At 73.7% G+C, this 10,479-nt stretch carries 10 protein-coding genes and 1 pseudogene; 3 read left to right on the forward strand and 8 right to left on the reverse strand.

What is annotated here, in order from left to right; all coding sequences use genetic code 11:
- Nucleotides 1-55: 55 nt before the first annotated feature.
- Complete coding sequence (locus tag EMA09_RS05880) at nt 56-1,228, reverse strand: epoxide hydrolase family protein (RefSeq protein WP_129839567.1); 1,173 nt, start codon at nt 1,226-1,228, stop codon at nt 56-58.
- Between the two features lie 82 nt (nt 1,229-1,310).
- Between EMA09_RS05880 and EMA09_RS05885 the strand changes: the two are divergent.
- Nucleotides 1,311-1,888 (forward strand): annotated as a pseudogene (locus EMA09_RS05885) (CGNR zinc finger domain-containing protein).
- A gap of 14 nt (nt 1,889-1,902) precedes the next feature.
- Here the strand turns inward: EMA09_RS05885 and EMA09_RS05890 are convergent.
- From EMA09_RS05890 to EMA09_RS05915, 6 genes are all read right to left on the reverse strand, one after another.
- Complete coding sequence (locus EMA09_RS05890) at nt 1,903-2,448, reverse strand: TetR family transcriptional regulator (protein WP_129839569.1); 546 nt, start codon at nt 2,446-2,448, stop codon at nt 1,903-1,905.
- A 10-nt stretch (nt 2,449-2,458) separates the two neighbouring features.
- Complete coding sequence (locus tag EMA09_RS05895) at nt 2,459-3,040, reverse strand: sugar O-acetyltransferase (protein WP_129839571.1); 582 nt, start codon at nt 3,038-3,040, stop codon at nt 2,459-2,461.
- A 78-nt stretch (nt 3,041-3,118) separates the two neighbouring features.
- On the reverse strand, nt 3,119-4,597 hold the full coding sequence (locus EMA09_RS05900) for a hypothetical protein (protein ID WP_129839573.1): 1,479 nt from the start codon (nt 4,595-4,597) through the stop codon (nt 3,119-3,121).
- A complete protein-coding gene (locus EMA09_RS05905; RefSeq protein ID WP_129839575.1) occupies nt 4,582-5,745 on the reverse strand; it encodes a glycosyltransferase in 1,164 nt (387 codons plus the stop codon). Before EMA09_RS05905 ends, EMA09_RS05900 begins: the two co-directional genes overlap by 16 nt.
- Nucleotides 5,746-5,982: 237 nt before the next feature.
- Nucleotides 5,983-6,462: a DUF5709 domain-containing protein gene (locus EMA09_RS05910; RefSeq protein WP_129843852.1), complete on the reverse strand. Its 480-nt coding sequence runs from the start codon at nt 6,460-6,462 to the stop codon at nt 5,983-5,985.
- A gap of 121 nt (nt 6,463-6,583) precedes the next feature.
- A complete protein-coding gene (locus tag EMA09_RS05915) occupies nt 6,584-7,525 on the reverse strand; it encodes a Rieske 2Fe-2S domain-containing protein (RefSeq protein ID WP_240796250.1) in 942 nt (313 codons plus the stop codon).
- Between the two features lie 114 nt (nt 7,526-7,639).
- Between EMA09_RS05915 and EMA09_RS05920 the strand changes: the two genes are divergently transcribed.
- A complete protein-coding gene (locus EMA09_RS05920) occupies nt 7,640-8,113 on the forward strand; it encodes a hypothetical protein (protein ID WP_129839579.1) in 474 nt (157 codons plus the stop codon).
- Between the two features lie 75 nt (nt 8,114-8,188).
- Here the strand turns inward: EMA09_RS05920 and EMA09_RS05925 are convergent, their stop codons facing one another.
- Nucleotides 8,189-8,572 (reverse strand): hypothetical protein, encoded by a 384-nt coding sequence (locus tag EMA09_RS05925; RefSeq protein WP_240796251.1) that lies wholly within the window; start codon nt 8,570-8,572, stop codon nt 8,189-8,191.
- Between the two features lie 438 nt (nt 8,573-9,010).
- On the opposite strand from EMA09_RS05925, the gene EMA09_RS05930 reads away from it, so the two are divergent.
- Nucleotides 9,011-10,474 (forward strand): hypothetical protein, encoded by a 1,464-nt coding sequence (locus EMA09_RS05930; protein WP_129839583.1) that lies wholly within the window; start codon nt 9,011-9,013, stop codon nt 10,472-10,474.
- The last annotated feature ends 5 nt before the right edge of the window (nt 10,475-10,479 follow it).

Here is a 10,479-nt window from a genome sequence, read left to right on the forward strand (position 1 = left end):
CCCGTGCGCCGCGCAACACACCACCTGGTCCAACCGGGCCGCCGCCCGGCCGTGTTCACCGATGAGCGGCCAGCACCGCCGCGAGACCTTCGCGCAGGTCCCCGACGAAGTACCCGGGAACCTCGAGCGACGGGAAGTGCCCGCCGGACGCGGGTGACCCCCACCGGACGATCCGCCGGTACCGCTCCTCCGCCCAGGGGCGCGGGCACCTCTCGATGTCGCGGGGGTAGACGGTGATCGCCGCCGGGACGTCGACCCGGAGGGCGGGATCCAGCGAGTTGTGGCTCTCGTGGTAGATCCGGGCCGCCGACGCGCCGGTCCTCGTCAGCCAGTACAGGGTGACGTCGTCGAGGACGCGGTCCCGGGAGATCGTCTCGAACGGGCTGTCCCCGGTGTCCGACCACTCGGCGAACTTGTCGAGGATCCAGGCGAGCAGCCCGACCGGTGAGTCGACAAGCGCGTAGCCGATGGTCTGCGGCCGGGTCGCCTGCTGCTTCGCGTACGCCGCGCGGTGGCGCCAGAAGTGGCAGGTCTCCTCGGCCCACGCGCGCTCCTCCGCCGTCAGCCCGTCCGTCGTCACCCCGGGCGGCGCCTCGGCGAACGTCGAGTGGATGCCGAGGACATGCGCCGGGAACCTGCCGCCGAGGACGGTGGTGATATTGCCGCCCCAGTCACCGCCGTGGGCCAGGAACCTGTCGTAGCCCAGCCTGCCCATCAGTTCGACCCATGCGGCGGCGATCTTCTCGGTGCCCCACCCCGTGGTGGCCGGCCTGTCGCTGAAACCGAAGCCGGGCAGCGACGGGGCCACGACGTGGAACGCCGGCGCGGCCGCGTCCTCCGGATCCGCCAGCTCGTCCACCACGTCGACGAACTCGGCGACGCTGCCCGGCCAGCCGTGCGTCATGACCAGAGGGGTGGCGTCCGCGCGTGCCGAACGGCGGTGCAGGAAGTGGATGCCGAGGCCGTCGATGGTCGTGCGGAACTGGCCGATACGGCCGAGACGCTCCTCGAACGACCGCCAGTCGTAGCCGGTGCGCCAGTGGTCCACGAGATCGACGAGGTCGGCGAGCGGGACGCCCTGTTCCCAGCGGCCACGGCCGGGGGCAGAGGCCCGGACCGTCTCCGCCTCGGGCAGCCGCGCCGCGGCCAGTCGTGCGCGCAGATCGTCGAGGTCGGCGTCGCTCGCGCGGGCTTCGAAGGGGTGTACGTCGCTGGTCGGACGGGACATGGGACCTCCTGGCCATCGCGGAACCGTCTTAGCTGGTTCCACCACCCTCTCACATCGAAACGCAACCGGCTATGGTGGTTCCATGCGTGATGGGTTCCCCGACTTCCGCCTCGGCACGGTGCTGGCGACCAGCTTCACGGGGACCCTGTCGGAACGGCACGGCGACGCAGTGGAGCGCATCCCCACACCGGGCCGACTCGTCGACTGGCTCGCGGTCTACGGCCTCGGCGTGGACTCCTGCACCACCGCCCAGCTCGATCTCGCCCGGGAACTGAGGGAGGCGATCCACGCCGCCGCGACAGCGGCCGCGCTCCAGGCCCCCCTCCCCGCGTCCGCCGTCCGCGTCATCAACGACCGCAGCGCCCGGGGCGGGGCCACGGCCGCCCTGACCCCGAGGGCGAGCGGCGCTGGCGGCTCGGCCCGGCGTCCGCCGTGGAGGACGCCCTCGGCGTGATCGCGGCCGACGCGATCGGCATCATCGCGGGCGCACGGGACGGAAGACTGGCCCTGTGCGCCTCACCGACGTGCCGCGCCGCCTTCTTCGACACCAGCCGGAGCCGCACCCGCCGATGGTGCGACATGAACACATGCGGAAACCGCGAGAAAAAGGCCCGCTTCAACGCCAGCCACCGGCGGAAGCACCCGGAATCGGCGGATTGACCGTGGAGCCCCGTCTACGTGGGGTCGGTGATGCGTGTGACGGCCAGCAGGGTCAGGGTGCGGCTCTGAGGTTCCGTGTCCAGTGCGCGGTGCAGTGTCAGGCCCTCGATCAGTGCGTCCACCTGCCGTGCCGTATCGGCGTCGAAGTGGCGCTGGAGCAGTTCCCTGCTGCGCAGCATCCATGTCTGTGTGAGCGCCCGGTACTCGGGGCGGCGGGCCGCGAGGGTGTACAGCTCGTGGGCCAGCACCAGGCCGCGCGGTGGGCCTTCGGAGAGTGTGTGGACGAGGTCCACGACGGCTTCCCGGGCCTGGCCGGAGGTGTCGGCCCGGCCCAGGTGCCGTTCGAACAGCGCGACGATCTCGTCGGCGAAGCGGGTGAAGGCCTCCTTCAGGAGGTCGTCGATGCCCGCGAAGTGGTAGGTCATCGAGCCCAGCGGCACACCGGCACGGGCGGCGATCCTGCGGTGCGAGACGCCGGCGACCCCCTCGTCCGCGATGTGGTCGAGGGTGGCGTCGATGATGCGGTCGCGCCGCCGTGGGTCGGTGTGTCCTGTGGCCATCGGGTGCGGGTCAGATCTCCCGTATCGGGCGGGCCGGGTTGCCGACCGCGACGACGTTCGCCGGCACGTCCCTCGTCACGACCGCGCCGGCGCCGATGACGGAATTGTCGCTGATCGTCACGCCGGGGCAGACGATGGCGCCGCCGCCGAGCCAGACGTTGTCGCCGATGGTGATCGGCAGGGCCGCCTCCAGCCTGTCCCGGCGCGGCTCCGGCTCCACAGGGTGGGTGGGCGTGAGCAGTTGGACGTTCGGGCCGATCTGGCAGTCCTCGCCGACGGTGATCCGCGCGACGTCCAGGGCGGTCAGGTTGTAGTTGACGAAGGTCCGGGCGCCGATGGTGATGTTGCTTCCGTAGTCGACATGGAGCGGCGGCCGCACCTCGGCGCCGTCGCCGAGGGAGCCGAGCAGGTCGGCGAGCAGCGGCCGTGCGGCGGCCGGGTCCTCCGGGTAGGCGGCGAGGTAGCGGGCGGCGAGCCGCATGGCGCGCTGCTGCCTGCGCCAGATCTCGGGGTCGTCGGCGATGTAGAGGTCACCGGCGAGCATGCGCTCCAGGTTCGTGCGCGGATCGCCCGCGAAGTGGTCCGTGGCCATGCGGACGAGCGTAACCCCCGGGGCGTACGTTCGTACACTCCCTCTTCCGGCGCACGGTCCGGCAGCGGTCGGGTGCGGTCAGCTCAGTGTCGCCGTGCCCGCGATGTAGCCGTAGCGGGTGCGGAGCCGGTCGATCGCCGCCGGATCGTGGTGGCGCAGGGCCTCGGCCACCTCTTCCGGCGGCGCGTCGATCCCCGCGTTGAGCAGTTGGCCGCCGCGCAGCAGCATGGCGAAGCTGAGGAGGTAGGTGACGAGGCCGGCCGCCATCGTCCCGCCGTACAGCCAGGCCGTGACCGTCTCGATGGTGCGGTCGAACTCGAAGAGCCACACCGGGTCCTCGCCGAGCACCAGGAGGCCGAGGGTGAAGATCCCGGTGAACGGCAGCATCGTCACCAGCGCCACGCTGGTGCGGTGCCGGGCGAACCACGGTCTGCGCAGCAGCAGTACGCCCCATGCGCAGGCGTTGGCGACGAGGAGGACCGCCTGCGCGTCGATCGCCAGGTCCGAGTACCAGGGCAGCGCGTCGAAGGCCGCCGGGGTGAGGGCGGCGGCGGTGACGCCGGCTCCCGCGCACAGCAGGGCGATCAGGAAGAAGAGGACCCGTTCCCCGGCCGACGCGGTGGGCTTCTCCGGTGACCAGGACGGGCGCAGCGGCCCCGTGCCGGTCTCGCCGTGCGCCGGTTCGCGGAGCTTCTCCGGGTCCTCGGCGAACCGCTGGCCGACGAGGCGGCGGTGCAGGAGGACCCGGGAGTCGTCGTCCGGTGCGGCCGGGTCGTACCAGACGTCGAACGTGTTGCCCTCGGCCGGCGCCCAGCACGGGTACTCGGTGACGCGGATCTCCGCCGTCCGCTCGCCGCCGCCGGGCAGCGGCCAGGTGAGGGTCAGGCGGAAGACGGGCAGCCTGTCGAGCCACTTGCCGGTGTGCCGTGCCGCCGTCACCGTGGCGACGGCGTGCGTGCCGCCGTCGACGACCTCGCGCAGGACGCGCCGGCTGTCGCGGCGCCAGGAGCGGGCGGCGCGCATGCGGATCCAGTCGAACCGCAGGATCCGGACGACGGGCAGGCAGATGACCAGGAGGAGCCCCAGCACGGCCTGCCGCCACCAGGCCGCGTCGGCCACGGCCCCCCAGGGGACGAGGAAGTGGCCGGCGGCCATGCCGGTGAGGAAGCCGGCGCAGCCGGTGCACCGCTGGACGGCGCCGCCGTTGGTGGGCGCGAAGCACGAGTTGCTGTCGTGCGGCACCTCGCTCTCGCCGAACCCGTAGATCTGGCGCAGCGCCTGGTTCCCCACCAGGTTGGCGGCGAACGCGACGGACGGCAGGAAGAGGTAGGCGGCGGTCGCGGCCAACGGGCTGCCCCCGCCGAAGGCGAAAAGGGGCTCGTCGAACAGGAGCGACGCCGTGACGGCGATGTACGCGGCCCCCACGAGCGCCCACAGGACGCCGATGAGCGGCAGCCGCAGCCGGAGGCCGCGCAGCCGGTCCGCCACGATGACCGGTGACGTGGGGAACGGGAACGTGTCGCCGTCCGGCCGGGCGAGGTTCAGCGGGAAGGCCATGGACGGCGCCCCTCTCGGTGAGCGGCCCCGGTGACGCCGGTGTAGAGGGTGAGGAGGCGGTCGATGACGCGGGGCAGGGTGAAGTGGTCCTCGACCAGGCGCCGGCCCGCGCGGGAGGCCGCGTCGTTCGCCGCGGGGTCGAGCAGGCCGAGGATCGCGTCCGGGATGGCGTCGGCCGAGGCGGCGACGCGGCCGGCGGCGGCGCGCGCGATGTCCGGCGCGAGGCCCGTGCCGGCGCGGACCACGACGGGGGTGCCGACCGACAGCGCTTCGAGGACGGACAGGGGGAACGCGTCCTGCGTCGAGGGCAGGACGAGCGCCGTCGCGGCCTTGAGGCGGTCGAGGACGGCGGGGCCGTCGAGGGCGCCGGGGTGGTCCAGGGAGGCGCGGACTCCGAGCGCGTCGGCGAGGGCGAGGGTGTCCGGGAGGGCGCCGGTGTCGGGTCCGGCGAGGACGAAGCGGGTGTCGGGCCGCCGCGCGAGGACGGCCGGCATCGCGCGGACGAAGTCGTCGGGGCGCTTCCCCGCCTGGATCCGCGCGAGGTAGAGGACGGTGGGGGGGCCGGGCGGGAGGGGGCGGCGGTGCGGCTGGGGCGGCACGCCGTTGACGAGGCGGTGCTGCGGCGCGATCGGGTGCGGGGCGAGGACGGCGGCGGTCGCGTCGCGCTCCTGCTCCGTGAGGTGCAGGACGGCGTCGGCGCGGCGCAGGACGCGGCGGACGCCGAGGTGGTCCACGAGGCGGGCGACGCGGTGCGGCGTCGGGTCGATCATGCCGTGGGTCTGGAGGACGAGCGGGGTGCCGGCGCGCAGGGCGAGCAGGGCCATGGGGAGGGTGATCAGGTCCCGCATGAGGTGGACGTGCACGACGTCGGCGGAGCGGACGTACGCCATGGCGCGGGCCAGGAGCGCGGGGGACGTGATGCCGCTGACCTCGAAGCGGGGCAGGACGTGGCGGGCGCGGAAGAGCCGTACGGGCACGCCGTCCACGGAGCGGGGCAGCGGCCCGGTCGGGAAGTCGTCGGCGAGGGCGACGAGCGTGGCCCGGACGTCCCGCTCGCGCAGGCCGCGGCAGAGGTGGAACGCGACCCGCGTGGGGCCGCCGAACGCGTGGGTGGGCGTGTGCAGCGTGACGACGTGCAGTACCCGCATGGACCGCCCCCGCCCCCTGCTCCGAGCCGTCAGTGTGATCACCCTACGGGACGGAAGGGGGCGGGGGGAGGCGTTCGGCCGAGGATCAGGACGAACGGCTCGGCCTGCTGGCGGCCCGCCCGCGGGCGGACGTGTGACCGCCCGCCGGGGTCCGGCGGGCGGTGTGGTGGCGGCGGCGGGGAGGGTGGTGGCCGGCTCCCCGGCCGCCGCCGGTCCCGGTCGGCGGGCGGCGGCCGGTCAGACCGTGCCGTCGTCCGTGCCCGCCGCCTCGTCCAGGTCGGCGATGTGCATCGCCGCCTCCTCGGCGCCGGCCGCGCCGCCGTCGACGCCCACCTCGTAGGCCGTGACGTCGCTGTCGGGGCGGCGCGGCGTCAGGTCGTCGTCCGCGGAGACCAGGCGGCCGGCCCGGTCACCGCCGGCCTCGCCGTCGGCGACCGGCTCGCCCCACGCGTCCTGCTGGTCGCCGATGCCGTCCCCGTCCGGCGGCCGGACGTCCGGCACCTCCTCCGACAGGCGCTGGTCGAGGGTCTCGCCCTCCTCCTGCTCCCGGGCGGTGAGACCGTGCCCGGTCACCGCGAGCGGCTTCTCGGGCGGCGAGTAGCCCTCGTCGAGGGTCTCGTCGAGGTCCGGCTCACCGAGCGCATTCTCCAGGTCGCCGGTGTAGGTGACGTCCTCCCGGTCCACGGACTCCGTGGGCTGGTAGACCTCGTCACCCATCAGTTCGTCGTCCGGCACGACGGTCTCCTCCCTGCTTCCGCGCGGTGTCCCCGGCCCTGCGGCCGGGCGTCGTCGCCGCGCGCTCTCGTGCGTTCTGCCGTGTCACGGACGCGGGTACCCGCTAACCGTTCTTCTTCGCACTCTCCGGGAAACGGGCCTGGACCCGGCCGCCGACCACCCGCGTCTCGAACACCGGCTGCGGCGCCGTCGCGGGGCCCTGCACGTTCCAGCCGTCCGTGAGCCGGAACACGCTCCCGTGCCACGGGCAGCGCACGCAGCCGTTCTCGATCTCGCCGTCCGACAGCGGTCCTCCCATGTGCGAGCACTGGTCCGCCAGCACGCGGACCGCGCCGTCCTCCTCGCGGACGACCAGTACCGGGATGTCCCCCGCGTCCGCCCGCACGGCACGCCCGAGCGGCAGGTCGTCGAGGACGCCGACCTCGTGCCACTCGCCGTCCGCGCGGGCCGGGACCTGCTCGGCGTGGTTCGCGCCGGACGCCTGCCGGTAGGCGAGGTGCCCGCCGAGCGCCCCGCCGAGCGAGACGAGCGTCAGCCCGGCGAACCCGTACGCCCGCCCCGCCATGCGCCGGCCGCGCAGCCGGTGCCACAGGGAGGTGGTGTACAGGAGCAGGCCGCCGGTGTTCGCCGCGGCGTGGACGAGCCCCACGCGCATCTGCGGCTTGCGCAGGTCGGCCCAGTCCGTCAGGCCGGTGAGCGCGGCCGGGACGGCGGAGACGATGCCGATGGCCACGAGCAGGCCGGCGCCGCGCCGCTTGCCCTTCCCCGGCAGGAGGTCGAGGACGGCGGCCGAGGTCCACGTCCCGATGGGGATCTGGACCGCGACCGGGTGTGCCGGGTGGCCGAGCGGTTTGCCGTGCAGGATGTCCCGCACGTCGGGCGGGATCGCGTGGACGGCGCGGCGCAGGGGGCCGAGGAGCGGGTCGGCCGTCCGGGTGGCCTCGATGCGGTCGACGGCCGCGAGGATGCGGCCGGGCCGGTCGGGCTCCGGCATCAGGGAGCGGAACGTGGCGGCTACGTCAGGAAGCTTGTCCGAAAAGGCCATAACACCCGGTTCCACGTCTCACGGATTCGAAACAGCTCATGAGGCGGGTACCGGCGTGGCGCGCCCGCGCGGTTAGCCTCTCGGACGGACGACACACCGGAGGGGGAGGACACCATGCGCACATCCCGACGCCTCGTGGTCCCGGCGGTCGCCGCCGCGACCGCGCTCCTACTGCCCGGCTGCGGCGGCGACGACGGTGACGGCGGCGCGTTCGGCACCGGCAGCGGCGCGGGCGGGACCGGCGGGGAGGACGAGGCGCAGGAGGGCGGTGCGGGCGGGGGCTCCATCCCGTCCGTGGCCGCCGTGACCGGCGACTGGTACGTGAACCCGGACGACACGATGGAGTCGCACAACCTGTGGCTCAACGGGACCGACGCCCGGTTCTACGAGAACGCCGGGACGGACCGCGACTACTGCGACGCCGGCACGATCGACGAGCACGGCCACATCGAGCTGACCACGTGCCACACCTGGGGCGACGAGCTGTGGCCCGCCCCGTCGGCCGACGTCACGCTCAACGCCGACGGCAGCCTCACCGTCGTGTGGGCGTCGGGCGTGACCGAGGTGTACTGGAACAAGAACGCCTGACGCCGCACGGGGTGGGCGTCCGGCGGGCGGTGCGGGGCCCGCCGGACGCCCCCGGCGCTGTTCCGTCGTCGGGCTCTACGCGACACCCGTCCCGTACCGGCAGTTCGCCTCGTTGTCGCCCCAGTACTCGCAGACCGTGACGTACACGTAGTACCCGTCGGCGAACAGGTTCCCCGAGTCCGCCGTGCAGCTTCCGTTGTTCGACGGGTCCCGGGTGATGACGAACATGTTGTCACCGTTGGGCGCCGTGCCCACGAGCGTGACGACGACGCCCCGGCCGTCCGACGTGTTGTCGCACACCGTGACCTTCTCGAACGACGGCCAGCCGTCCAGGTCGGCGTCGAAGAACGCCGCGCCGCTGCCGCTCGCCGTGTACAGCCAGCCCACGTTGTGGGGCGGCACCGCGGCGCTCGCCTGCCCGCCGGTACCGAACGTGAGGGCCGCGACCGCCGCAGCCATGAGACCGAATCGCCGCAACCATCGCATCGGCGATCCCCCTTTCCACAGAATGTCCGTGTCGGACGTGCACGCGCTGAACCGGTGCCGGACCGGTGAACCGCTCCGGAGTGACGGATGGTGTCCGGGTGAACCACAGGTACTGGGGGGACTGGCGGGGAGCGTAGCAACGCTTCTTCTCGGCCGGAGGGGCGATATTCCGCCGATCACGGCGCACCCGGTGCGCGCCGGACAGGCCCTAGGGTCTGTCCGGCGGGTCTTGGCGCGGCTCGCGGCGTCGGATGCGGTGCATCGCAAGGCGCCGGATCGCAGCTCATACCCGTCGTATTCGCGCGATACGGCAACGCAGCGAGGTGCCGTAGCCGGCGTCGCGAGACAGGCAAGATCCGCCGGACAGGCCCTAGACTGCCCGCCGGGTGACGGGCGGGCGGCGGGGGTGCCATGGCGGTCGAGCCGGTGGGGCGGACGAGGGGCGCGCCGCCGCGCGCGGTCCTGTCGCGGGCGCTGTCCGTCCCGCTGATCGCGGGCCTCGTGGGCGCCCTGCCGCTCGCGGTCGCCGCCCAGCCGGGCGAGGGCGTGCGGGACACGGCGTACTGGCTCCAGCTCACGGTCGCCTGCTACGCCGGGGTGCGGCTGAGCGCGATGATCCTCTCGGGGCGCCGGCGGCTGGTGCAGGGCGCGTTCTGGCTGTTCTGCTACCTCGCGATGGGCATCGCGCCGCTCGCGCAGAGCGTGCTGGGCCGCGAGCCGACGCCGGTGCTCGGCCCGCGCGGCGACGTGGTCCTGGCGACGGCGCTGGTGCTGTGCGGGATGGCCGCGTTCGACGTGGGGGCGCTGCTCGCGCGGCACCGGCCGTCGTCGCGCCGCGGGAGCCGGCCCGCCGCGACGGTGCACAGGACCCGGCTGTACCTGCTGGTGGCGCTCGCGTACGCGGGCAGCGCGCTGCTGATCGTCCGGCTCGGCGGCCCCGCCATCTTCTTCACGAGCCGCGAGGAGATCAGCACCGGCCTCGACGAGGTGACGGCGGCCGGCGACCCGTCGGCCGGGGAGGCGGGGAACGCGCTGCTGCGCGGCTTCGGGACGGTCCCGGCGATGCTGGCGCTGCTGTTCCTGACGCGGTGGCTCGTCACGTCCCCGTGGGCGAGGCGGCGGCCGTCCGTGGTCCTGCCCTGGCTGGGGCTCGTCGTCATCAACGTGATCGTGAACAACCCGGTGTCGAACCCGCGGTACTGGTTCCTGACGGTGCTGTTCGCGCTGCTGTTCACGGTGTTCCCGCGCAGCCCCGTGATGTACCGGGCCTCGCTCGCGCTGGGCGTGGTGGTCGCGCTGCTGGTCTTCCCGTTCACGGACAGGTTCCGCTACGGGGAGGACGACGGGCGGCAGCCGGTCGAGGCGGACACGCTGCTGGAGCCGCTGGTGGTGAAGGACTACGACCAGGTCGGCATGTTCGCGAACACCCTCACCTACGCGGCGGACGGCAACGGGCACACGTACGGCCGGCAGGTCGCGGGGGCCGCGCTGTTCTTCGTGCCGCGCGCCGTGTGGGAGGGGAAGCCGGAGGACACCGGCTTCCTCGTCGGCGGGTGGATGGGCACGGACAGCGCGAACCTGTCGTCCCCGCTGTGGGCCGAATTGTGGCTGGATTTCGGCCCCATCGGCATGACGGCGGGCTTCCTCGGTGTGGGGTACGCGGCGGCGCGTACGGACCGCCGTTACGTACGCCGCACGCTGGACGACCCGTCCCCCGGCAACGTCCTCGCGGTCGTCGTGCCCGTGCTCGCGGGCTACAGCTTCATCCTCCTGCGCGGCTCCCTGCTCCAGGCGTCCGGGCGCATCGGGATCGCGCTCTTCTGCCTGGCCCTCGTGACGACACTGCGGGACGGGGGCAGGGCGCGGCTGCGGTGACGCGG

This window comes from Streptomyces sp. RFCAC02, assembly GCF_004193175.1.
GTDB lineage: Bacteria > Actinomycetota > Actinomycetes > Streptomycetales > Streptomycetaceae > Streptomyces.